At 64.0% G+C, this 24,692-nt stretch carries 18 protein-coding genes; 12 read left to right on the forward strand and 6 right to left on the reverse strand.

All coding sequences use genetic code 11. The annotated features are described in order from the left end of the window. Positions 1-279 (forward strand): transposase (locus tag CRO75_RS02210; RefSeq protein WP_143503879.1); only part of this gene is annotated, 279 nt, incomplete at its 5' end. Positions 280-307: 28 nt separating this feature from the next. On the opposite strand, the gene CRO75_RS02215 is transcribed toward CRO75_RS02210, so the two are convergent. Continuing rightward, entirely contained in the window at positions 308-1,072 is a 765-nt protein-coding gene (locus tag CRO75_RS02215; protein ID WP_097134317.1) for a GntR family transcriptional regulator, read from the reverse strand. Positions 1,073-1,371: 299 nt separating this feature from the next. Between CRO75_RS02215 and CRO75_RS02220 the strand changes: the two genes are divergently transcribed. Then, positions 1,372-2,562 carry a benzoate/H(+) symporter BenE family transporter gene (locus CRO75_RS02220; RefSeq protein WP_097134318.1) on the forward strand — a complete coding sequence of 397 codons (1,191 nt, stop codon included), beginning with the start codon at positions 1,372-1,374 and terminating at the stop codon, positions 2,560-2,562. Between the two features lie 232 nt (positions 2,563-2,794). Here CRO75_RS02220 and CRO75_RS02225 read toward each other — a convergent pair whose 3' ends face one another. Then, on the reverse strand, positions 2,795-3,139 hold the full coding sequence (locus tag CRO75_RS02225) for a YggL family protein (RefSeq protein ID WP_007932191.1): 345 nt from the start codon (positions 3,137-3,139) through the stop codon (positions 2,795-2,797). A 233-nt stretch (positions 3,140-3,372) separates the two neighbouring features. Between CRO75_RS02225 and dacB the strand changes: the two genes are divergently transcribed. Beyond that, positions 3,373-4,833 carry a D-alanyl-D-alanine carboxypeptidase/D-alanyl-D-alanine-endopeptidase gene (gene dacB, locus CRO75_RS02230; RefSeq protein ID WP_009042933.1) on the forward strand — a complete coding sequence of 487 codons (1,461 nt, stop codon included), beginning with the start codon at positions 3,373-3,375 and terminating at the stop codon, positions 4,831-4,833. 60 nt (positions 4,834-4,893) lie between these two features. Here dacB and CRO75_RS02235 read toward each other — a convergent pair whose 3' ends face one another. Both CRO75_RS02235 and rlmKL read right to left on the reverse strand, forming a co-directional pair. After that, positions 4,894-7,293: a diguanylate cyclase gene (locus CRO75_RS02235; protein ID WP_097134319.1), complete on the reverse strand. Its 2,400-nt coding sequence runs from the start codon at positions 7,291-7,293 to the stop codon at positions 4,894-4,896. A gap of 125 nt (positions 7,294-7,418) precedes the next feature. Then, positions 7,419-9,689, reverse strand: a complete 2,271-nt coding sequence (gene rlmKL, locus CRO75_RS02240; RefSeq protein ID WP_009042931.1) for a bifunctional 23S rRNA (guanine(2069)-N(7))-methyltransferase RlmK/23S rRNA (guanine(2445)-N(2))-methyltransferase RlmL — start codon at positions 9,687-9,689, stop codon at positions 7,419-7,421. A 556-nt stretch (positions 9,690-10,245) separates the two neighbouring features. Between rlmKL and CRO75_RS02245 the strand changes: the two genes are divergently transcribed. After that, positions 10,246-10,461, forward strand: a complete 216-nt coding sequence (locus CRO75_RS02245; protein ID WP_002553055.1) for a ribosome modulation factor — start codon at positions 10,246-10,248, stop codon at positions 10,459-10,461. 137 nt (positions 10,462-10,598) lie between these two features. Here CRO75_RS02245 and CRO75_RS02250 read toward each other — a convergent pair whose 3' ends face one another. Continuing rightward, the gene (locus CRO75_RS02250; RefSeq protein WP_097134320.1) at positions 10,599-11,618 is read right to left on the reverse strand and encodes a quinone-dependent dihydroorotate dehydrogenase; all 1,020 of its coding nucleotides are present in this window, start codon (positions 11,616-11,618) and stop codon (positions 10,599-10,601) included. Positions 11,619-11,874: 256 nt separating this feature from the next. Between CRO75_RS02250 and CRO75_RS02255 the strand changes: the two genes are divergently transcribed. From CRO75_RS02255 to cobA, 8 genes are all read left to right on the forward strand, one after another. After that, positions 11,875-13,086 (forward strand): CmpA/NrtA family ABC transporter substrate-binding protein, encoded by a 1,212-nt coding sequence (locus tag CRO75_RS02255; RefSeq protein ID WP_097134321.1) that lies wholly within the window; start codon positions 11,875-11,877, stop codon positions 13,084-13,086. A gap of 15 nt (positions 13,087-13,101) precedes the next feature. Next, positions 13,102-13,677: an ANTAR domain-containing protein gene (locus tag CRO75_RS02260; RefSeq protein WP_007932173.1), complete on the forward strand. Its 576-nt coding sequence runs from the start codon at positions 13,102-13,104 to the stop codon at positions 13,675-13,677. A 267-nt stretch (positions 13,678-13,944) separates the two neighbouring features. Next, positions 13,945-15,156, forward strand: coding sequence for a nitrate/nitrite transporter (locus tag CRO75_RS02270; RefSeq protein WP_009042928.1), 1,212 nt, complete (start codon positions 13,945-13,947; stop codon positions 15,154-15,156). A 7-nt stretch (positions 15,157-15,163) separates the two neighbouring features. Then, positions 15,164-16,834 (forward strand): bifunctional protein-serine/threonine kinase/phosphatase, encoded by a 1,671-nt coding sequence (locus tag CRO75_RS02275; RefSeq protein WP_097134323.1) that lies wholly within the window; start codon positions 15,164-15,166, stop codon positions 16,832-16,834. Positions 16,835-17,290: 456 nt separating this feature from the next. Continuing rightward, entirely contained in the window at positions 17,291-19,744 is a 2,454-nt protein-coding gene (gene nirB / locus CRO75_RS02280) for a nitrite reductase large subunit NirB (protein WP_097134324.1), read from the forward strand. Further along, complete coding sequence (nirD, locus tag CRO75_RS02285) at positions 19,741-20,058, forward strand: nitrite reductase small subunit NirD (protein ID WP_097134325.1); 318 nt, start codon at positions 19,741-19,743, stop codon at positions 20,056-20,058. Before nirB ends, nirD begins: the two co-directional genes overlap by 4 nt. Then, on the forward strand, positions 20,058-22,772 hold the full coding sequence (locus tag CRO75_RS02290) for a nitrate reductase (RefSeq protein ID WP_097134326.1): 2,715 nt from the start codon (positions 20,058-20,060) through the stop codon (positions 22,770-22,772). The genes nirD and CRO75_RS02290 overlap by 1 nt, the downstream gene beginning before the upstream one ends. Positions 22,773-22,782: 10 nt before the next feature. After that, entirely contained in the window at positions 22,783-23,544 is a 762-nt protein-coding gene (gene cobA, locus CRO75_RS02295; RefSeq protein WP_097134327.1) for a uroporphyrinogen-III C-methyltransferase, read from the forward strand. Between the two features lie 77 nt (positions 23,545-23,621). Here cobA and CRO75_RS02300 read toward each other — a convergent pair whose 3' ends face one another. After that, positions 23,622-24,608, reverse strand: a complete 987-nt coding sequence (locus CRO75_RS02300; protein ID WP_007927525.1) for an OmpA family protein — start codon at positions 24,606-24,608, stop codon at positions 23,622-23,624. Positions 24,609-24,692: the final 84 nt, after the last annotated feature.

The raw sequence follows: 24,692 nt of genomic DNA on the forward strand, positions 1-24,692 counted from the left end.
TTCCTGGGCCTGGATGTACGGGTCAAGGAGTCGGGGCGTTACAACGGTCGACGCAAGCTGAGCAAGCAAGGCGACTCGGAAACCCGACGCTTGCTTTACAACGCCGCCATGGCGGCAAGCAGGACCAAGGCTTGGCAATCCCGCTATCAGCAATACCTGCAGCGCGGTCTGAAGCGAACAGAAGCGCTGATCATCCTTGCGCGTAAATTAGCCCGTATTGCCTTCGCTCTGATGAAGACCCAACAGCCGTATCGACCTACGGTCGATACGGTGGGGTAGACATAGAATCTCCTACAGGGAGATGGCGTTACAGCTTGGCGGGAGAGCGGCCTGGCTTCTTGGTTTGCAGCAGGTGCGAGAACACCGCGTGCAGGTCGTCCGAGGCGCTTTCTTCGTCGAGGTTGAGCTTGCTGTCGATGTGATCCATGTGATGCATCATCAGGGTCACCGCCAGCTCCGCGTCGCGGGCCTCGATGGCGTCGATCAACTGGGTGTGCTCATCGTAGGAACAGTGCGAACGGTTGCCGCTTTCGTACTGGGCGATGATCAGCGAGGTCTGCGACACCAGACTGCGCTGGAAGCTGATCAGCGGGGCATTCTTCGCCGCCTCGGCAAGTTTGAGGTGGAACTCGCCCGACAAGCGGATACCGGCGCCGCGATCGCCACGGGAAAAGCTGTCGCGCTCGTCGTTGACCATCTGCCGCAGCTCGGCAAGCTGTTCGGCCGTGGCGTGCTGCACCGCCAGCTCGGTGATCGCCCGCTCCACCAGCCGGCGCGCCATGAACACCTGGCGGGCTTCCTCGACACTCGGGCTGGCCACGATCGCGCCGCGATTAGGCCGCAGCAGCACCACGCCTTCATGGGCCAGGCGCGACAGCGCACGACGAATAATGGTACGGCTGACCCCGAAAATTTCCCCCAGCGCCTCTTCGCTCAACTTGGTGCCGGGCGCCAGGCGTTGTTCGAGGATGGCCTCGAAGATATGCGCGTAGACAATATCGTCCTGGGTCCCGCTGCGACCGGCCTTGCCTGCTCGCGGTTGTTTCTTGAGGGGTTGCAACTGTTCGTTCATGGGCACTCGAGTCGGGAGAACTGCGGCGAATTGACCGTGACTGTAATACGGCACAGCGGGTCGCTGACAAGTATCGCGTAAAAACAATGGCACATTGTACACAACCCATGGGGTCCATTCGCAATAACTGTATGGGCCACAGGCGACCACAACGACTGTACGGCCATTTGCCGCCCTGGCTGTATTGCAATGAATGGTTACTTTTACGTTTAGGCTTGGCCCCTGCTTTCGTCACCCAACGCCCCTGCGCCGGGCTTTCGGGCGACAGATATCTTCATCAGAACAAGGAACAGTGCTCCATGTCCGACGCCTCCCTCGCGCCATTACGCCCCCTGGCCGATACTTCGCCCTCGGCCGTAGTCGCCGGCTTCATCGCCATGATGACCGGCTACACCAGCTCCCTGGTGCTGATGTTCCAGGCCGGACAGGCCGCCGGGCTGACCAGCGGGCAGATTTCCTCGTGGATCTGGGCCATCTCCATCGGCATGGCCATCTGCAGCATCGGCCTGTCCTTGCGCTACCGCACGCCGATCACCGTCGCCTGGTCGACCCCCGGCGCCGCGCTGCTGATCACCAGCCTGTCCGGGGTGAGCTACGGCGAAGCCATCGGCGCCTATATCACTTGCGCGGTGCTGGTAACCATCTGTGGCCTGACCGGCAGTTTCGAACGCCTGGTCAAGCGCATCCCGGCCTCCCTCGCCGCGGCACTGCTGGCGGGCATCCTGTTCAAGATCGGCAGCGAGATCTTCGTCGCCGCGCAGCACCGCACCGGCCTGGTGCTGGGCATGTTCTTCAGCTATCTGCTGGTCAAGCGCCTGTCGCCACGCTATGCGGTGCTCGTCGCGCTACTGATCGGCACTGCATTGGCCGGGGTGATGGGCCTGCTGGACTTCAGCCAATTCCACCTGGAAGTCGCCACGCCGGTGTGGACCACCCCGCACTTCTCCCTGGCGGCGACCATCAGCATCGGCATCCCGCTGTTCGTGGTGGCCATGACCTCGCAGAACATGCCCGGGGTCGCCGTGCTGCGCGCCGACGGCTACAATGTGCCGGCCTCGCCGCTGGTCACCACCACCGGTATCGCCTCCCTGCTGCTGGCACCGTTTGGCTCCCACGGCATCAACCTGGCGGCCATCAGCGCGGCAATCTGCACCGGCCCCCACGCCCATGAGGACCGCAACAAGCGCTACACCGCGGCGGTCTGGTGCGGGATTTTCTACGGCATCGCCGGGGTCTTCGGCGCCACGTTGGCGGCGCTGTTCGCGGCCCTGCCCAAGGAGCTGGTGCTGTCGATCGCCGCGCTGGCGCTGTTCGGCTCGATCATCAATGGCCTGAGCATCGCCATGAGCCAGGTGAAGGAACGCGAGGCGGCGCTGATCACCTTTATGGTGACGGCCTCGGGCCTGACCCTGTTCTCCGTCGGCTCGGCGTTCTGGGGAATCGTGGCCGGCGTGCTGACCCTGGTAATCCTGAACTGGAACAACGAATAAGCCTGTAGCCGCTGCCGCAGGCTGCGATCGCGACCGGAGGGCGCGCAAGGTCTCACGATCGCTGAAGCCCTTCGGGCTTATCGCAGCCTACGGCAGCGGCTACAACTCGCTCACGCGAAATCCCGGGAAACAGGCCCGAGGCATATAAAGGTTCTGCGGGGGAAATAAATAGAGAAGGCTGTACAGCGACAGCCGTGAGTCGGCGGCCCGGACGGGCCACCGACTCAGCACATCAGGCTACCGGATTGATCGAGTTTTCCGGGTACCAGACGTCCAGCAGCGGGCTGACTTCAACGCTGGTCAGCTCGGTGCGGGCCTTGAGCCAGGCTTCGACCTTGGCACGTTGCTCTTCGCTGACCGAACCGCGTTTGCTCAGGCAAACCAGGCCGAAGTCATCGCCACCAACATAGCCGAGGCCGTTGGCTTCCATCGCTTCTTTGAGGAACGCGTCGAGGAAAGCGTCAATAGCCTCTTCGGCCAGATCTTCTTTGAAATCCAGGTTCAGCTCAAAACCCAGCTCCTGAAATTCATCTACGCACAGTTTTTTGCGCAGACGGCGGGAACGGTTAGTGGCCATGGAACAATCCTCATAAGTAATAACGGGCGGCACTTTACCAGTTTAAGCAACCGATTGCCTGACTCTATGAGGGCCTTGGCCTGCCATTGGGAAAAAAATAGCGGATTAGCCCGCCGCGGCACGGCACAAGCCGCTATACCTTGGGGCATAATGCCGACACTTTCGTGACCACTGAGGGAATTTATCGTCATGCCCTCGTCTTTTCTCCCCTCGGCTGTAGGGTTTTACTTCACATGATCAAATCTTTGCGTCCACTTTTTCTTGCCGGTCTTCTTCTGCCCCTGGCCATTTCCGTTTCCGCCGCCCCCGTCAACACCACCCTTTCGCCCAAGGTCCAACAGGCCCTCAAGGCCAGCAAACTGCAAGACAACGCCCTGTCGCTGGTGATGATCCCGCTCAACGGTCCGGGCACGGCCACCGTTTACAACGCCGACGTGTCGGTCAACCCGGCCTCGACCATGAAACTGGTTACCACCTACGCCGCCCTGGAAATGCTCGGTCCGACCCACCAGTGGAAAACCGAGTTCTACACCGACGGCACCCTGAGCGGCGGCATCCTCAATGGCAACCTGTACCTCAAGGGCGGCGGCGATCCCAAGCTGAACATGGAAAAACTCTGGTTGCTGATGCGCGACCTGCGGGCCAACGGCGTGCAGCAAGTGACCGGCGACCTGGTGCTGGACCGCAACTTCTTCGTGCAGCCGCAACTGCCGCAGTTCAACGACGACGGTAACGACGAGAACAAGCCGTTCCTGGTCAAGCCCGACTCTCTGCTGGTCAACCTCAAGGCCCTGCGCTTCGTGGCGCGCAACGACTCGGGCAAGGTGCTGATTTCCGTCGAGCCGCCGATTGCCAGCATTCGCATCGACAACCAGGTCAAGGCCATCGGCGGCAAACAATGCACCGGCAACGTGCGCTACAACCCGGTCCCGCAGGCGGACGGCGGCGTCACCGTGACCGTCAACGGCCAGCTGGGCGACGGCTGCAGCTCGCAGACCTACCTGTCGCTGCTCGACCACGCGACCTACACCGCCGGCGCCGTACGTGCCATCTGGAAAGAGTTGGGCGGCAGCATCCAGGGCAAGGACCGCCTGGCCGCCGTGCCATCCAGCGCCAAGGTGCTGGCCCGGGCCTTCTCGCCGGACCTGGCGGAGATCATCCGCGATATCAACAAATACAGTAACAACACCATGGCCCAGCAACTGTTCCTCAGCCTCGGCGCGCAATACCGCACCGAAGCCGATGGCGACGATGCCAAGGCGGCGCAACGGGTGGTGCGTCAGTGGCTGGCGAAGAAAGGCATCACCGCGCCGCACCTGGTGATGGAGAACGGTTCGGGCCTGTCCCGTGCCGAACGGGTCAGCGCCCGGGAAATGGCCTCCATGCTGCAAGCGGCCTGGAGAAGCCCGTACTCGGCGGAGTTCATCAGTTCGATGCCGATCGCCGGCATGGACGGCACCATGCGCAAGCGCCTGAAGCGCACCGCCATGTCCGGTGAAGCCCACGTGAAGACCGGGACCCTGAACACCGTGCGCGCCATCGCCGGCTACAGCCGCGACAGCAACGGCAACACCTGGGCCGTGGTAGCGATTCTCAACGATCCGAAGCCCTGGGGCGCGTCCTCGGTGCTCGATCAAGTGCTGCTGGATCTGTACCGCCAGCCGAAACTGGCAGACACCGCTTCGACCCTGTAAGCCGTCACTCAGGTGGCGCGAGGGCAACCTCGCGTCACCCCCACTTCTGCGCCCCCCTGCCTATCCCATCTCTGCCTCGACCCGGTCGCGCCCAGCCTGCTTGGCCGCATAGACCCCGGAATCCGCCCGCAGCAATAGCCCATCGGCCCCTTCGTGTTCCCGCCAGCTGGCGATGCCGAAACTGGCCGTGACAATGCCCACGCCATCGATCGGCGAGCTGCGCAGCCCGCGCCATAGCTCCTCGGCCAGGACATAGGCCTGCTGGCCATCGGTGTCCGGGCACAGCACCATGAACTCTTCGCCACCCAGCCGGCAAAACACATCCGTGCGCCGCAGACGAAGGCTGATGCGCTCACAAACGCCGCGCAGCACCATGTCGCCGATGGCATGCCCGTACTGGTCGTTGATCCGCTTGAAGTGGTCGATATCCAGCATGATCACCGCCAGATTGCCCACCCCGCGCTCGACCCGCGCCATTTCCGTCTGCAGGCGCTCCTGGAAATAGCGGCGGTTGTGGATACCGGTCAGGGAGTCGGTGACCGACAGGGCCCGCAACTCTTCCTCGACCCGCTTGAGGTCGGAGATGTCCGACAGATAGCCATGCCACAGCACCCCGCCCCCCGCCAGCTTTTCCGGGGTCGCTTCGCCGCGTATCCAGCGCAGGCCGCGCTGTGGCAACTGCACCCGATATTCCTCGCGCCAGGGGCTGAGTTTCTTCGCCGAGGTCCAGATCGAGCCGCGCACCCGGGCCACATCGTCCGGGTGAATACGCTCGAACACCGGGTTGGCATCGCGCTGCAACTGCTGTGGATCGATCTCGTAGATATCGCGGATGCCGTCACTGACGTAGCTGAAGCTGGAATGGCCTTCGGCATCTACCTGGAACTGATAGATGGCGCCCGGTACATGGGCGCTGAGTTTCTTCAGCAGGCGATCGCGGGCCGCCAGCGCCTCGTGGACCCGCTTGCGTTCGGTGATGTCGATACAAATCGCCAGGTGCCCGACCCATAAACCATGATCGTCCAAGACCGGGGTGGCCAGCATGTTCACCAGCAGATGACTGCCATCGCGGCGCATCAGGGTCCACTCGCGGGTTTCCTCGCCACGCTCTTCGGAACCGTCCACCAGCATCGCCTGGCACATCGGGATCTGCCGGCCGTAACGCTGGCTCAGGGCTTGCGCGCGCGCATTCAGCTCCGCGGGCAGGTGCAGGCTTTCCAGGGTCGGGTGGCCCACCACCTCGGCGCTGCTGTAGCCGAGCATATGTTCGGCGCCGGCATTGAAGGTACTGATCACGCCCCGCAGATCGGTGGCGATGATCGCCACCTGGGTCGCCGCATTGAGCACGCTGCGCAGCTGCCCGTGGGTGCCGCGCAATTCCTGCTCCCTGACCCGCAGCTCCCCGGTGCGCTGCTCCACCAACCGCAGCGCGCGCTGCCGCTGGCTGACCAGGACATACAGCAAGGCACTGAGCAGCAGGCTCAGCAGCGTGCCCAGGACCACCTGGCTGGACACCGAAGAATGGTTGGCCTGGAGGAACACCGCGCTGGGGCGGATGTTCACCTGGTAATCATGATCGGCCAGGCTCAGCACCCGGCTCACCGCCAGCGGGCTGTCCCCGGGGCCGTTGCTCGATTCATAGAGTTTGCCGTACGACTCGGCGGTCGACAGGTCGATGATCTGCACGAACAGGTTGTCCTGACGCTGCTCGGGCAGACCATCGACCACCAGCTGGCGCATGCTGATCACCGCGATCACATAACCGTAAGGCTCGGGGGGCGACATGGCCACATCGGCGCGCAGGCTGACGGGAGTCGCCAGGATGATGCCGCGCGCGTAGGAAGGCTCGACTCCGACCAAGCGCACCGGCTGCGAAACCGCCACGCCGCCACGCCGCCGCGCCCGCTCGAGAGTGTCGCGACGCATTGGCTGGGCCAGCAGGTCGAACCCCAGGGGCGAGCCCAGCGGGCTTTGGGTCTGGCTGTAGAGCACCGGTATGTACTCATCGCGCTCGGCAGCTCGCTGCAGCTTGCCTTCGGCATTCAGGTCGGCAATGAAATAATCCGGCGCTCCCTGCTCCTGCGCCATGCGCTCGAACGACGCCCGCTCGGCACCGCTGACGCGCGGCGCCCAGGCGTAGGCCTGGGTGCGATGCAAGAGAGGTTGGGTGTAGCCGTCGAAATCCTGGCGCGAGACCGCGCCGGAATTGATGAAGAAGCGCTTGAGACCATCCAGGCGCTGCTCCTGGTCTTCGAAGCGCTCCTCGATGCGGCTATAACGTTCGCTGGCCAGCAGCTGGAAGCGTTGGCGCAACTGCTGCTGATACAGATTGAGGGTCGACCAGGCCAGCAGCCCGGTCAATACACAGCCAAACAGCAATACCACTAACGCGACCAGCCAGGCCGACACGTCTTCGCTGATGAAGCCCAGGATTTTCGGGCGTACCGAGTGCAACGACATAAGCAAAACTCTAACGCCAGCGAACGTGAGCGTCACATGGGCTTGCATTGAGTTATAGCTATTCGCCACTAATTTGGCTAGAGCAAAGAGCCTTGAAAATCAAGGCTCTGTGGATCCAATCAACATCAGCGGGCGGTGATTTTCCAGGCCCGGTGGATCTTGCCGTTACGGGCAAAATCCGGGTCGATGGTCTTGGCGGTGATCTCCTCGACGGCATAACGCGCCGCCAGGTTTTCCTCGAGCTGGAACTTGCGGAAGTTGTTGGAGAAGTACAACACGCCACCGCTGGCCAACCGGGCCATGGCCAGGTCGAGCAGTTGCACGTGGTCACGCTGCACGTCGAACACCCCTTCCATGCGCTTGGAGTTGGAGAAGGTCGGCGGGTCGATGAAGATCAGGTCGAACTCATCGCGGCAAGTCTCCAGCCAGGCCATGACATCGCCCTGCTCCAGACGGTTCTTGTCGGAGAAACCGTTGAGCGACAGGTTGCGCCGCGCCCAGTCCAGGTAGGTTTTCGACAGGTCGACGCTGGTGGTGCTGCGCGCGCCGCCCTTGGCCGCGTGCACACTGGCGGTGGCGGTGTAGCAGAACAGGTTGAGGAATCGCTTGCCGGCAGCTTCTTTCTGGATCCGCAGGCGCATCGGCCGGTGGTCGAGGAACAGCCCGGTGTCGAGATAGTCGGTGAGGTTGACCAGCAGCTTCACGCCACCTTCGCTGACCTCGGTGAACTTGCCCTGGGCGCTCTGGCGTTCGTACTGCTTGGTGCCGCTCTGGCGCTCGCGACGCTTGATCACCACCCGGCTCTTGTCGACGTTCAACGCTTGCGGAATGGCCGCCAGGGCATCGAACAGACGGGCCTGGGCCTTTTCCGGGTCGATGGATTTCGGCGCGGCGTACTCCTGCACGTGCACCCAGTCGTGGTACAGGTCAATGGCCAGGGAATATTCCGGCATGTCGGCATCGTAGACGCGATAGCAGTCGACGCCTTCGCGCTTGGCCCACTTGCCCAGCAACTTGAGGTTCTTCTGCAGGCGGTTGGCGAACATCTGCCCGCCTTCGCTCAGGCGCGCCTGCTCGACCACAGGGGCTGGCGCCGGAGCCGGTTTGATCGGGTTGCCGTTCTTGTTGTACTGGCGCTCCTGCGGAACCAGCGGCGCCTTGTCGGCCTCGGCCTGTTCACGCTCGATCTGCCGTTGTTCCGGGGTGCGGCGCTCACCGGTGACGAACTGGTCTGGCTGCACCTTGATCAACAGCAGCTTGCACGGCAAGGCGCCGTTCCAGAACGAATACTGCTTGTGGCTGCGGATGCCCATGCGCTTGCCCAGGTCCGGCGCGCCGGTGAACACCGCCGCTTCCCAGCCCAGGCAGGCCTGACGCAGGCGCTCGCCCAGGTTCTGGTAGAGATACAGCAGGCTGGCTTCGTCACCCAGGCGCTCGCCGTAGGGCGGGTTGCTGATCACCAGGCCTTTCTGGTTCTGGTCCGGGCGCGGCTCGAAGGTCGCCACTTCGCCCTGGTAGATCTTGATCCATTCACTGAGGCCGGCGCGCTCGACGTTGTTGCGCCCTGGCTGGATCAGCCGCGGGTCGGCTTCGTAACCGCGAATCCACAGCGGCGGCTTGGCCAGGCCGGCCTGGGCCCGCGCCTGGGCTTCTTCATGCAGCTTGCGCCACAGGGCCGGGACGTGACCGAGCCAGGCAGTGAAACCCCATTGCTCGCGCTTGAGGTTGGGAGCGATGTCAGCGGCGATCATCGCTGCTTCCACCAGGAAGGTCCCCACGCCACACATCGGGTCGGCCAGGGCGCCGCCATTGGCCGCGATACGTGGCCAGCCGGAACGGATCAGGATCGCCGCCGCGAGGTTTTCCTTCAGCGGCGCCGCGCCCTGCTGCAGGCGATAGCCGCGCTGGTGCAGGCTGTGGCCGGACAGGTCGAGGGAGAGGATGGCTTCGCCGCGATCCAGGCGCAGGTGAATACGCAGGTCCGGGTTGAGCTTGTCGATGGAGGGACGCTCGCCGGTCGGCGTGCGCAGCCGGTCGACGATGGCGTCCTTGACCTTCAAGGCGCCGAAGTGAGTGTTGTCGATGCCCGAGCCGTGGCCGCTGAACTCCACCGCCAGGGTGCCGTCCGCCAGCATGTGGTCCTGCCAGTCGACGTCATGCACGCCGTGATAGAGGTCTTCGGCGTCCTTCATCGGGAAGCGCTTGAGCACCAGCAGTACCCGGTTGGCCAGGCGCGACCAGAGGCACAGGCGGTAGGCGGTCTCCATGTCGGCCATGCCGCGCACGGCCGAGGTATGTTCGCGCGCGTCTTCAAGGCCAAGCCCGGCGGCTTCCTCGATGAGCAGGCCTTCAAGGCCTTTGGGACAGGTGAGGAAGAGTTCGTAGCGATCCGACATGGGAGTTCAGGGCCTTTAGCAATAAGTGAACGGACAACGCATCGTCCGCCCGGTTTTCAATCAAGCGCTTTTCTTGAAGAGCGCTCGCGTGGCACGAATCTGTGCCGTCCCGCCCCTGCTGTTCAGCTCGCCGCTAGCGGTGACCACTGGGGTCAAAAGAGCTTAGATGCCGGGGCAGATAATAAAGTCAGCGAAACAAAAGGTCATAACTCGACCTTTCATCGAATAATACCTGAGTGCAACGGAATGGAATTCTCACTAAAGCATTAAGCCCATCATCCAGTAAGAGGCTGATCAGAGCGAGGTTTGCCTGATCAACCCGATGTAAAGCAGGCCGTTCTTATGGCCTCAACATCATTATCGTTACGTCCTTATGACAAAACGATCATTCCATCGTTGTGACGCATTGGTTAGAAATCAACTCAGGTTGGCGCCGCAATGACGCCAACGCCACGCTCGCGACGCCGGCAGCGAGCACCAACGGCAGAAGCATTCTGCCCGGCCTCAAACGAGGCCGACGGGACATAAGACAGTCAACAAGTGAGGGAAACACCCTATGAGAAGACTTAAGCGTGATCCGTTGGAAAGAGCATTTTTGCGCGGATATCAGTATGGCGTTCATGGCAAGTCCCGTGAGCTTTGCCCCTTTACTCTACCGTCGGTACGCCAAGCCTGGATCAATGGCTGGCGCGAAGGACGCGGCGACAACTGGGACGGTATGACCGGCACTGCGGGAATCCACAGACTCAACGAACTTCACGCCGTCGGCTAAAACAGGGCACACATTCCGACACCAAAATCTGAATATGTAACGACTTAACCACGCACGTCCCATCCGGACGGCGGGCTGCGGCCCAGGGGCTCCTTTCAGGAGCCCTTTTTATTGGGCCACGCAAAAAGCCGCTGTCCTCAGCGCAACGCGGCGATCGCGTCCACCGACTCGCGAATCAGCGCCGGGCCCTTGTAGATGAAGCCCGAATACAACTGCACCAGGCTGGCGCCGGCAGCGATCTTTTCCGCCGCATGCTTGCCTTCGGTGATACCGCCCACAGCGATGATCGGCAAACGTCCGGCCAGCTCGCCCGCCAGCACCTTCACGGTGTGGGTGCTCTTGTCGCGCACCGGCGCGCCGGACAGGCCGCCCGCCTCGTCGCCATGCTCCATGCCTTCGACGCCGACGCGGCTCAGGGTGGTGTTGGTGGCGATGACCGCGTCCATTCCGGTCTCGATCAGGGCTTGCGCCACTTCGGCGGTTTCTTCGTCGGTCATGTCCGGGGCGATCTTGATCGCCAGCGGTACCCGCTTGCCATGCTGCACCGCCAGCTCCTGCTGACGCTGGCTGAGGGCGCTGAGCAGCTGCTTGAGCGACTCGCCGAACTGCAGGCTGCGCAGGCCCGGGGTGTTGGGCGAACTGACGTTGACCGTCACGTAGCTGGCGTGGGCATACACCTTGTCCAGGCAGATCAGGTAGTCATCCACGGCGCGCTCGACCGGAGTGTCGAAGTTCTTGCCGATGTTGATCCCCAGCACGCCCTTGTACTTGGCCGCCGCCACCCGGGCCAGCAGGTGATCGACGCCCAGGTTGTTGAAGCCCATGCGGTTGATGATCGCCTCGGCTTCCGGCAGGCGGAAGATCCGCGGCTTGGGGTTGCCCGGCTGCGGGCGCGGAGTGATGGTGCCGATTTCGACGAAGCCAAAACCCAATTGGGCGAAGCCGTCGATGGCCGCACCGTTCTTGTCCAGGCCGGCCGCGAGGCCGACCGGGTTCGGGAAGTCCAGGCCCATGACATTCACCGGCATCTGTGCCGGCGCCTTGCACAGCAAGCCATTGAGGCCCAAACGCCCGCCCGCGCCGATCAGGTCCAGGGACAGATCGTGGGAGGTTTCCGGGGAGAGTTTGAACAACAGCTGGCGGGCCAGGGTATACATGGGCGGGCTTGACTCGGTGGCGGCGAAATGAGGCGGCGATTATAGCCGGGCATGGGGGCCGCAGGCGAGGCACGCGGCGAAATCAGCGGTGAATGGCATATGCCTTGCACCACAACCTGCATCAGCACCCAGGCCAATGGCGGCGTGGGTCGAAAGACAAAGGCGTCGTTACCCCGCCGGCTCTGCCTGGCGCGCGGGTGCGACGTTTTTTTATGGAAGCTTTTTATGGCCGCTTTTTTATGGAGGACGCCACCCCATGAATGAACTCCCCGTCAGCCCGCTGGCCTGGGTCAACGGCAGCGATGCCCCGGAAAAGACCGCGATCAACCTCGGTTTCATGGCCTTGAGCGACTGCACCTCGGTGGTGGTCGCCGCCACCCAGGGCTTCGCCCAGCCTTACGGCCTGACCCTGAACCTCAAGCGCCAGGCATCCTGGGCCAACCTGCGGGACAAGCTGGTGAGCGGCGAGCTGGATGCCGCCCACAGCCTGTACGGCCTGATCTACGCCGTGCACCTGGGCATCGGCGGGGTCAACGCCAGCGACATGGCGGTGCTGATGGGGCTGAACCAGAACGGCCAGAGCATCAACCTCTCGCGGGAGCTGCAAGCCCTGAACGTGACCACTCCTGAAGCGCTTCACCTGCACGTGCACCAAAGCCGGGCAAGGCTGACCTTCGCCCAGACCTTCCCCACCGGCACCCACGCCATGTGGCTGTATTACTGGCTGGCCGCCCAGGGCATCCACCCGTTGCAGGATGTCGACAGCGTGGTGGTGCCGCCGCCGCAAATGGTCGCGCACCTGCAGGCCGGGCGCATCGACGGCTTCTGCGTGGGTGAACCCTGGAGCGCCAGCGCGGTGAACCAGAACCTGGGCTTCACCCTGGCCACCAGCCAGTCGATCTGGCCCGACCACCCGGAAAAAGTCCTCGGCTGCACCCGTGCCTTCGTCGAGCAGTACCCGAACACCGCCCGGGCCCTGGTCATGGCGATCCTCGAGGCCAGCCGCTTCATCGAGCAGAGCCGCGAGAACCGCCAGAGCACCGCGCAACTGCTGAGCGCCCGCGAGTACCTCGATGCGCCGCTGGACTGCATCGAGCCGCGCCTGCTCGGCGAATATGCCGACGGCCTCGGCCACCGCTGGCAGGACCCGCACGCGCTACGCTTTCATAATGAAGGCGCGGTCAACCTGCCGTATCTGTCCGACGGCATGTGGTTCATGACCCAGTTCCGCCGCTGGGGCCTGCTGCGCGAAGACCCGGATTACTTGGGCATCGCGCGCCAGGTGCAGCAACTCGAACTCTATCGTGAAGCCGCCACCGCCGTCGGCGTCGCCTCCTGGGGCCAAGACATGCGCAGCAGCCAGTTGATCGACGGCAAGCTGTGGGACGGTTCGGACCCGGCCGCCTATGCCCGCAGCTTCCAGCTGCACGCCATGAGCGACAGCTCGCCTCTTCTCGCCAGCCGCTGACAGGAGCCCGAGACCATGTTGCGTATCCTGCTGATCAACGACACCGCCAAGAAGGTCGGTCGGCTCAAGGCGGCCCTGATGGAAGCCGGTTTCGAGGTGATCGATGAGTCGGGCCTGACCATCGACCTGCCAACGCGCGTCGAAACGGTGCGTCCGGACGTGATCCTGATCGATACCGAATCACCGAGCCGCGATGTGATGGAGCAAGTGGTGCTGGTCAGCCGCGACCAGCCACGGCCGATCGTGATGTTCACCGACGAGCACGACCCCGACGTGATGCGCCACGCCATCAAGTCCGGGGTCAGTGCCTACATAGTCGAAGGCATCCAGGCCCAGCGCCTGCAGCCCATTCTTGACGTGGCCATGGCCCGCTTCGAGAGCGACCAGGCCTTGCGCGCGCAGCTGCAGGCCCGCGACCAGCAACTGGCCGAGCGCAAGCGCATCGAGCTGGCCAAGGGCCTGTTGATGAAGATGAAAGACTGCAACGAAGAACAGGCCTACACCCTGATGCGCCGCCAGGCCATGAGCCGCCAGCAGAAGCTGATCCAGGTAGCCGAGCAGATCATCGCCATGAGCGAGTTGCTGGGCTGAATCCCGCAGCTGTGGGGCGGCGGCCTATCGCGGACCTCCAGGATTCTCACTCTTGGCACAAATCTGGCTATGTAATCGACACAGGTAACCAACGGCGGTTGCCCCACCTACGACAAAGACGTCGCACACCCTTCTCGCCCCAGGCGATGCGGGTTGCGGCGTTTTTTCGTTTTGGCCCCACAGCCCGGGGCCGGTGGAGCGGCCGTAATGGCGCCCCACGCAAAAGCTCATGACTCCTTTCGAGACTCTTAACAGCTGAGGTGCGCGATGAATTCAAGCTTCTGGAAATCCGGCCACACCCCGACATTGTTCGCGGCCTTCCTCTACTTCGACCTGAGCTTCATGGTCTGGTACCTGCTCGGTCCGCTGGCCGTGCAGATCGCCGCCGACCTGCAACTGACCACCCAGCAGCGCGGGCTGATGGTGGCCACGCCGATCCTGGCCGGCGCCGTGCTGCGGTTCGCCATGGGCCTGCTGGCCGATCGCCTGTCCCCCAAGACCGCCGGGCTGATCGGCCAGGTGATTGTCATCGGCGCGCTGTTCTGCGCCTGGAAGCTGGGTATCCACAGCTATGAACAGGCCCTGCTGCTGGGGCTGTTCCTGGGCATGGCCGGCGCTTCGTTCGCCGTGGCCCTGCCGCTGGCCTCGCAATGGTATCCACCGCAGCACCAGGGCAAGGCGATGGGCATCGCCGGGGCCGGCAACTCCGGCACGGTATTCGCGGCGCTGTTCGCGCCCTTGCTGGCCGGCGCCTTCGGCTGGAGCAACGTGTTCGGCTTCGCCTTGATCCCACTGATCCTGACCCTGGTGCTGTTCGCCTGGCTGGCCAGGAACGCCCCGGAACGGCCCAAGGCCAAATCCATGGCCGACTACTTCAAGGCCCTGGGCGACCGCGACAGCTGGTGGTTCATGTTCTTCTACAGCGTGACCTTCGGCGGCTTCATCGGCCTGGCCAGCGCCCTGCCCGGCTACTTCAACGACCAGTACGGCCTGAGCCCGGTTACCGCCGGCTACTACACCGCCGCCTGCGTGTTCGGCGGCAGCCTGATGCGCCCGCTGGGCGGCGCGCTGGCCGATCGTTTCGGCGGCATTCGCACCCTACTGGTGATGTACAGCGTCGCGGCGGTGTGCATCGCCGCGGTCGGTTTCAACCTGCCCAGCTCCTACGCGGCCCTGGCCCTGTTCGTGTGCACCATGCTCGGCCTAGGTGCGGGTAACGGCGCGGTGTTCCAACTGGTGCCGCAACGTTTCCGTCGCGAGATCGGGGTGATGACCGGGCTGATCGGCATGGCCGGCGGCATCGGCGGTTTCGCCCTGGCCGCGGGCATGGGCGCGATCAAGCAAAGCACCGGCAGCTACCAACTGGCCCTGTGGCTGTTCGCCAGCCTGGGCGTGCTGGCCTGGTTCGGCCTGCACGGCGTGAAACGCCGCTGGCGGACCACCTGGGGCTCCGCCGCTGTCACCGCGGCGCGGGTCTGAGCCGTCCATGAGCCTGCGACTGAGCCACGCCCAGGCCAGCGCCATCGGTCCGCGCGCGGAGAACCAGGACGCCTTGCGCCTGGTCACCCCGGCGCCGACCCTGGCCGCCAGCAAGGGCCTGCTGTTCGCCATCGCCGACGGTGTCAGCCAATGCGCCGATGGCGGCCTGGCCGCGCGCTCGACCTTGCAGGCGCTGGCGCTGGACTACTACGCCACCCCGGAAACCTGGGCCGTGGCCCAGGCCCTGGAACGCCTGCTGCTGGCGCAGAACCGCTGGTTGCAGGCCAACGGCGGCGGCCAGCCGCTGCTGACCACCGTCAGCGCCCTGGTGCTGCGCGGCCGGCGCTTTACCCTGGCCCATGTCGGCGATTGCCGGGTCTATCGATGGCATGCCGATCAGTTGCAACGCATCAGCGACGATCATGTCTGGGACCAACCCGGCATGCAGCATGTGCTCAAGCGTGCCCTGGGCCTGGACCAGCACCTGGTGGTGGATTTCCTCGATGGCGAGCTGCGGGAAAACGAAAGTTTCCTGATGCTCAGCGATGGCGTCTGGGCGACCCTGGGCGACACCGCCATCGCCGCGATCCTGCGCGACCAGCCCGATCTCGACAGCGCGGTGCAGACCCTGGTCAGCGCCGCACACCTGGCCGGCAGCCAGGACAATGCCAGCGCCCTGCTGGTGCGGGTCGAAGCCCTGGGCGAAAGCTCCATCGGCGACGCCCTGATTCACTTGCAGCAATGGCCACTGCCGCCGCCCCTCAAGCCGGGCCAGCACTTCGAAGGCTGGCAGGTCGTCGAGGTGCTCGGGCACAGCCAGCAATCCCTGCTGTACCGCGTGCTCGATGCGCAACAACAACCCTGGCTGCTGAAAACCCTGCCCGGTCATCTGCACGACGATCATCAGGCCGGGCAATCGCTGCTGTCAGAGGAATGGTTCCTGCGCCGGGTGGCCGGCCGGCACTTTCCCGAAGTACATGCCGCGACCGCCCGCCAACACCTGTATTACGTGATGCGCGAATACCCGGGGCAGACCCTGGCCGAGCATCTGCAACAACATGGCCCCTTGCCGCTGGCGCAGTGGCAGGACCTGGCCGAGCGCCTGCTGCGGGCCGTGGGCCTGCTGCACCGCCGGCAGATCCTGCACCGCGACATCAAGCCGGAAAACCTGCTGCTTGGGGACGACGGCGAGCTGCGTCTGTTGGATTTCGGCCTGGCCTATTGCCCCGGCCTGTCCGAGGACCAGGCGCACCTGCTGCCCGGCACTCCGAGCTATATCGCCCCCGAAGCTTTCAACGGCGTGGCGCCGACACCGCGGCAGGACCTGTATGCGGTAGGCGTGACCCTCTACCACTTGCTGACCGGGCATTTTCCCTACGGCGAAATCGAAGCCTTCCAGCGCCCGCGCTTCACCACCCCGGTCAGCGCCAGCCGCTATCGGCCGGACCTGCCGGACTGGCTCGAACAGAGCCTGGAGCGCGCGGTACAGACCGATCCGGCCCAGCGCTATGAAACCGCCGAAGAGTGGTTACTGGTGCTGGAACAGGGCGAGCGCCGCAGCCTCAGCGTGCGCCCCAGACCGCTGCTGGAACGCGAACCCTTGAAAGTCTGGCGCACCCTGGCGCTGGTCTCGCTGTTGCTCAACCTGCTGTTGCTGTACCTGCTCCTGCATCACTGACCTCACTGTTCTCCTGTAGCCGCTGCCGCAGGCTGCGATCGGCACCGCAGGGGCCGCAGAACCTGACGACGCGGTTTTACCCGCAGGTAGGGGATAGCGCCTTACGCCGGCTACGCCGTCGATCGCAGCCTGCGACAGCGGCTACAGGGATCGCGCGGCGTGCGCCAGAAGTGGGCAAGACGCTTTGAATCAGTGCAGGGAATCCTCCCTGCTGGCCTGAGGCAGGCTTCCAGGCCCGCTGAAACCGCCATTGGCGGGACTTGGCACAACCGCTGCATTAACTCTCCCAACAGCACATACGACCCGGCCTTCAACGACGAAGGATGGGTTTTCCCGAGAGAACGGGACCGGACAAAGGCGTCCTGCCAGGCAACTGGCGGGACGCCTTTTTTGTTTGCGCAACGTTTATCGAGCCAGGCCCGGCATGCCCGACGGCCTGTCTACGCGGAGAGCGAAATGAACAAACTCAAGCTGGTGATGATCGGCAACGGCATGGCCGGGGTACGCACCCTGGAAGAGCTGCTCAAACTGAGCAATGAGCTGTACGACATCACGGTCTTCGGCGCGGAACCCCACACCAACTACAACCGCATCCTGCTCTCCCCGGTACTGGCCGGCGAACAGACCTTCGAAGAGATCGTGCTCAACGACCTGAGCTGGTACCTGGACAACCACATCAAGCTGCTGCTCAACCGCAAAGTGGTGCAGATCGACCGGGTCAAGCGCCGGGTGATCGCCGAAGACGGCAGCGAAGCCGAGTACGACCGCCTGCTGATCGCCACCGGCTCGACCCCGTTCATCCTGCCGATTCCCGGCAACGACCTGCAGGGTGTGATCGGCTACCGTGACATCGCCGACACCCAGGCGATGATCGACATCGCCAAGACCCACAAGCACGCGGTGGTCATTGGCGGCGGCCTGCTCGGCCTGGAGGCCGCCAACGGCCTGATGCTGCGCGGCATGGACGTGACCGTTGTGCACATCGGCGAATGGCTGCTGGAGCGCCAGCTGGACAAGACCAGCGGCCAGCTGCTGCAAAGCGCCCTGGAAAGCCGCGGCCTGAAATTCCGCCTGAGCGAACAGACCCAGGCCCTGCACGACGCGGGCAATGGCCGGGTCGGCTCGGTGCAGTTCAAGAACGGCGACATCATCCCCGCCGACCTGGTGGTGATGGCCGCCGGCATCCGACCCAATACCGAGCTGGCGGAAAAAGCCGGGCTGCCGTGCAGCCGCGGGATCCTGGTCAACGACACCCTGCAGACCTACGACCCACGCATCTACGCCATCGGCGAATGCGCCAGCCATCGCGGCATCGCCTACGGCCTGGTGGCGCCGCTGTTCGAACAGGCCAAGGTCTGCGCCAACCATCTCGCTCAACTGGGCTTCGCCACTTACAAGGGCTCGGTGACCTCGACCAAGCTGAAAGTCACCGGCATCGACCTGTTCTCCGCCGGCGACTTCATGGGCGGCGAAGGCACCGAGACCATCACCCTCTCCGACCCCATCGGCGGCGTGTACAAGAAGCTGGTGATCAAGGACGACATCCTGGTCGGCGCCTGCCTGTATGGCGACACCGCCGACGGCGGCTGGTACTTCCGGCAGATCCGCGAGAACCACGCCATCGGCGAGATCCGCGACCACCTGATGTTCGGCGAGAACGCCTTGGGCGATGTCGGCCACCAGGGCCAGGACAAGGCCATGAGCATGGCCGACACCGCCGAAGTCTGCGGCTGCAACGGCGTGTGCAAGGGCACCATCGTCAAGGCGATCCAGGAGCACGGCCTGTTCAGCGTCGACGAGGTCAAGAAGCACACCAAGGCCGCCAGCTCCTGCGGCTCCTGTGCCGGCCTGGTGGAACAGATCCTGATCAACACCGTGGGCGGCGCGGCCGACGTCAAGCCGAAAAGCGAGAAAGCCATCTGCGGCTGCAGCGACCTCAACCACGGACAGATCCGCCAGGCGATCCGCGAACAGCACCTGCTGACCATCGCCGGCACCATGAGCTACCTGAACTGGCGTACGCCCAACGGCTGCGCCACCTGCCGCCCGGCGCTGAACTACTACCTGATTGCCACCTGGCCGGGCGAAGCCAGGGACGATCCGCAATCGCGCCTGATCAACGAGCGGGCCCACGCCAATATCCAGAAAGACGGCACCTATTCGGTGGTGCCGCGGATGTGGGGCGGCGTCACCACCGCCTCCGAACTGCGGCGCATCGCCGACGTGGCGGACAAGTACCAGGTGCCGATGGTCAAGGTCACCGGCGGCCAGCGCATCGACCTTTTGGGTATCAAGAAGCAGGATTTGCCCGGGGTCTGGAAAGACCTGGACATGCCCTCCGGCCACGCCTACGGCAAGTCCATCCGCACCGTGAAAACCTGCGTCGGCAGCGAGTTCTGCCGCTTCGGCACGCAGAACTCCACCCAGCTGGGCATCGAACTGGAGCATGACCTGTTCAACATGTGGTCGCCGCACAAGGTCAAGCTGGCGGTCTCCGGCTGCCCGCGCAACTGCGCCGAGGCCGGGATCAAGGATGTCGGCATCATCGGCGTCGACTCGGGCTGGGAGATGTACATCGGCGGCAATGGCGGGATCAAGACCGAGGTCGCGGAGTTCTTCGTCAAGCTGAAAACCGCCGACGAAGTGCGCGAATACAACGGCGCTTTCCTGCAGCTGTACCGCGAGGAAGCCTTCTACCTGGAGCGCACCGTGCACTACCTGCAGCGGGTCGGCATGGCGCACATCAAGCAGGCCATCATCGAAGACCCGCAACGGCGCAAGGCCCTCAACGAGCGCCTGCAATTCTCCCTGTCCTTCGAACAGGACCCGTGGAAGGAGCGCCTGGAACAGCCGCAGCTGAAAAAAGAATTCGAGCCGATCCGCGTCAAGCCACTGGAGGTGCTGCCATGAACTGGCTGGATATCTGCGCCCTGGACGAGATCAACGCCCTGGGCTCGCGCATCGTCAACGGCCCCAAGGGCGACATCGCGATCTTTCGCACCAGCGACGACGAAGTCTTCGCCCTCGACGACCGCTGCCCGCACAAGGGCGGACCGCTGTCCCAGGGGCTGATCTACGGCAAGACGGTCGCCTGCCCGTTGCACAACTGGCAGATCGACCTGGAGTCCGGCGCAGCACAGGCGCCGGATACCGGCTGCGCCCATCACCATCTGGCGCGGGTGGAAAACGGCCGCGTGCTGCTGGCCCTGCGGGATGCCGGCTGATGAACCGCCAGACGACCGCCTCGACCTGCTGTTACTGCGGCGTTGGCTGTGGCGTGCTGATCGAGCACGACGGCGAACGCATCCTCGGCGTCAGTGGCGACCCGAGCCACCCGGCCAACCACGGCAAACTGTGCAGCAAGGGTTCCACCCTGCACCTGACCGGCGACCTCGCGGCCCGCGCCCTGTATCCGGAACTGCGCCTGGGCAAGGCCCTGGCGCGCAGCCGCACCGACTGGGACACCGCACTGGAACACGCGGCCAACCTGTTTGCCGATACCATCGCCGAACACGGCCCGGACAGCGTGGCCTTCTATATCTCCGGGCAATTGCTTACCGAGGATTACTACGCCTTCAACAAGCTGGCCCGGGCCCTGGTGGGCACCAACAACATCGACAGCAATTCGCGGCTGTGCATGTCCTCGGCGGTGGTCGGCTACAAACGCAGCCTGGGCGCCGACGCCCCGCCCTGCAGCTACGAAGACCTCGAACTGAGCGATTGCGTGATGATCGTCGGCAGCAACATGGCCTACGCCCATCCGGTGCTGTTCCGCCGCCTGGAGCAGGCCAAGCGCCTGCGGCCGCAGATGAAAGTGATCGTCATCGACCCGCGGCGCACCGACACTTGCGATCTGGCCGATTTGCACCTGGCGATTCTGCCCGGCACCGATGTCGCGCTGTTCCACGGCATCCTGCACCTGCTGCTGTGGCAGGACTGGATCGATCGCGACTTCATCCAGGCGCATACCGAAGGCCTGGCCGAGCTGAAAAACCTGGTCCACGACTACACCCCGCATATGGTCGCGCAGCTGTGCGGCATCAGCGTCGAGCAACTGCGCCAGTGCGCTGAATGGGTCGGCACCTCGCCGAGCTTCCTGTCGCTGTGGTGCATGGGGCTAAACCAGTCCAGTGCCGGCAGCGCGAAAAACAGCGCACTGATCAACCTGCACCTGGCCACCGGGCAGATCGGCCGCCCCGGGGCCGGCCCTTTCTCCCTCACCGGTCAGCCGAATGCCATGGGCGGCCGGGAAACCGGCAGCCTGTCGAACCTGCTGCCGGGACACCGAGACGCCGCCAATCCGGAGCACCGGGCTGAAGTCGCGGCCTACTGGGGCGTCGAGCAATTGCCGGCCAACCCCGGCCTGACCGCGATCGAGCTGTTCGAACAGTTGCGCGGCGGCAAGATCAAGGCGCTGTGGATCGCCTGTACCAACCCGGCGCAGTCGCTGCCCGACCAGAACGCGGTGCGAGAGGCTTTGCTGGCCTGCCCGTTCGTGGTCCTGCAGGAAGCCTTTCGCACCACCGAGACCGCGGCCTTTGCCGACCTGCTGCTGCCCGCCGCCAGCTGGGGCGAGAAGGAAGGCAGCGTGACCAACTCGGAACGGCGCATCTCCCATGTGCGCCGCGCCGTGGCCGCGCCGGGCGAAGCACGCCCGGATTGGGCCATCACTCTGGACTTCGCCCGGCGCCTGGAACAGCGCCTGCGTCCGCAACAGCCCAGCCTGTTCGCCCTGGATACGCCTGCCCAGCTGTTCGATGAGTACAAACTGCTGACCCGCGGCCGCGACCTGGACCTTTCCGGCATCAGTCACGCGCTGATCGACCGTATCGGCCCGCAGCAATGGCCCTTCCCCGCCGGTGCCGAACAGGGGACGCCGCGGCTGTACGTCGACGGCCGCTTCCCGACCGCCAGCGGGCGGGCGCACTTCGTCAGCGACCCGTATCGCGCGGCCAAGGAACAGCGGGATGCGCGCTTCCCCCTGACCCTGATCACCGGCCGCCTGCGCGATCAATGGCACGGCATGAGCCGCACCGGCACCGCGGCCCAGCTGTTCGGGCATGTCAGCGAGGCCGTCCTCAGCCTGCACCCGGACGAACTGCGCCGGCAGAACCTGCAAGCGGGTGACCTGGTCTCGCTGAAAAGCCGTCGCGGCAGCGTGATAGTCGCCGTGGCCGACGACGACAGCGTGCGCCCGGGCCAGGCTTTCCTGCCGATGCACTGGGGCGATCGGTTTCTCAAGGGCGGCGTCAATGCCGTGACTCAGCCGGCGTTCGATCCACTGTCCAAACAGCCGGAACTCAAGCACAGCGGTGTACGCCTGGAGCCGGTCCAGCTGCCGTGGCAATTGTTCGCCCTGATCGAAGGCGATGTGCAGCGGCATTTCGAAGCCCTGCGCCCGCTCTGTGAAAGTTTCGCCTACGTCAGCCTGAGCCTGGCCGGCCGCGAACGCCCGGCCCTGCTGCTGCGAGTGGCCAACGCCGAAGCGCCGGCACCGCAACTGCTCAAGGACATCGATCAGTTGCTGGGGCTCAACGAAGGCCCGGTGCTGGCCTATGACGATCCTCGGCGCTCCATCGGCAAGCGGGTACGCATCGAACAGGGGCGGATCACCGCCATTCGCCTGGCCGGTGAAACCCTCGCCCGGCACTGGCTGCAGAACCTGTGGCTGGAAGGCAAGGCCGATGAGCAACTGCGCCGCTGGCTGCTGGCGCCGATGAGCGCACCGCCAGGGGCGGCCGGGCTCGCCTCGAGCGGCAAGACCTTGTGCAACTGCAAGAACGTCAGCCAGAGCGCGGTCTGTGCCGGGATCTCCCGCGGCCTGGACCTCGATGGCCTGAAACGGGAGCTGGGCTGCGGCACTCAATGCGGCTCTTGCGTCCCCGAAATCAAACGTCTGCTGGCCAGCTCGGCACAGCCCGTCGCAATCCCCCTGTGAGGAAACAAACATGAGCGCAAAAGTCTGGCTGGTGGGTGCGGGCCCTGGTGATCCTGAACTGCTGACCCTCAAGGCCGTGCGGGCCCTGGGCGAGGCGGATGTGGTGCTGATCGACGACCTGGTGAATCCGGCGGTGCTGGAACACTGTCCCCGGGCACGGGTTATTGCCGTGGGTAAACGCGGAGGCTGTCGTTCGACGCCCCAGGCGTTCATTCATCGGCTGATGCTGCGCTACGCCCGTCATGGCAAGTGCGTGGTACGCCTCAAGGGTGGCGATCCGTGCATCTTCGGCCGTGGAGGTGAAGAAGCGCGGTGGCTGCAGGAGCGTGGCGTCGAGGTGGAACTGGTGAACGGCATCACCGCCGGCCTGGCGGGCGCTACCCAGTGCGGTATCCCGCTGACCCTGCGCGGTGTCGCCCGCGGCGTCACCCTGCTGACGGCCCATACCCAGGACGACAGCAGCCTGAACTGGCAAGCCCTGGCGCAAAGCGGCACAACGCTGGTGATCTATATGGGGGTGGCAAAACTGGGCGAGATACGTGAACAGCTGATCGCTGGCGGCCTGGCGCCGCATACCCCGGTGGCCATGATTGAAAACGCGTCCCTGCCCGAGCAACGGCTGTGCCGGAGCGCTCTGCACACCATGCAGGACGATGCCCATGCCTTCCAGCTGAAAAGCCCAGCCATTCTGGTCGTCGGCGAAGTGGCTGCCTGCGGCGCACAACTGCCCGCCTTTTCCGAAGCGGCCCTGGCGGCGGCGTTCTCGGCCTGACTCCAGGCACTTTCATCAAATCGCGGACAAAGAAAAACCCGGCCTAGGCCGGGTTTTTCAAAGCTGCAAGCTACAGATTACTGAGCTTGTTGAGCTTGTGCTTCAACCTGCGCTTCTACGCGACGGTTTACAGCGCGGCCAGCTTCAGTTGCGTTGTCAGCAACTGGGCGGGACTCACCGTAACCAACGGATTGAACGCGGCTCGACTCAACACCGTACTGGCTGGTCAGAACTTGCTTAACGGCGTTTGCACGACGCTCAGACAGTTTCTGGTTGTAAGCGTCAGGACCGACGGAGTCAGTGTGACCTTCAACAACGGTGGTGGTTTGTGGGTACTGCTTCATGAAGTCAGCGAGGTTCTTGATGTCAGCGTAGCTGTTAGGCTTAACGACCGACTTGTCGAAGTCGAACTTCACGTCCAGCTCAACACGAACAACTTCAGCAACCGGAGCTTCTGGTTCTGGAGTTGGCTCTGGAACTGGAGCAGGAGCTGGAGCAACCTTGCCAGCGTTGCCGCCGAAGTTCACACCCAGACCAACCAGAGCGGAGTAGTCCCACTTGCCGTTGTCCATTGCGTAGTCGGCTTCAACGCCGGCACGAGCGAACAGGTTGTCGGTGAAGTAGTACTTAACACCGGTACCGATGATAGCCAGGGTCGACTGGTCGCGACCGCTGTGGCCGTCAGCCAGGACGTTGGTACGGCTCTGGTGACCGAAACCACCGGAAACGTATGGACGCAGGGAGTCCACGCCAGCTTGACCGAAGTGGTAGGTAGCCAGCAGGCTGCCGGTGTCACCTTTGATCTTCTGGTTGCCAGTGCCGTCGTTCGAACGGGTGTGGTTGGTTTTGTCGTAGTTCAGGTCCAACGACAGGTCATCGGTCAGGAAGTAGCCGATACGAGCGCCTGGGTTGAAGCCGTCTTCGATGTGCTTAACGCTGTCGTTGTACTGTTTTTTGTAAAACAGTTCACCCTCGACCGCGCCTTGGCCTTGCGCCAGAACGCCGAACGAAGTCACGGCAACAATAGAACCAATGGCAATGCCCAAGGTGTTTTTCAGTTTCATCCGTTAAATCCCCATCTGGTGATTGTAAAGCAGTCCCACATACCGGGGGACAACTCGGCGGTAAGTCTATCAGAACTTACCTAG

The organism is Pseudomonas sp. LAMO17WK12:I10 (assembly GCF_900215185.1).
Classification (GTDB): domain Bacteria; phylum Pseudomonadota; class Gammaproteobacteria; order Pseudomonadales; family Pseudomonadaceae; genus Aquipseudomonas; species Aquipseudomonas chlororaphis.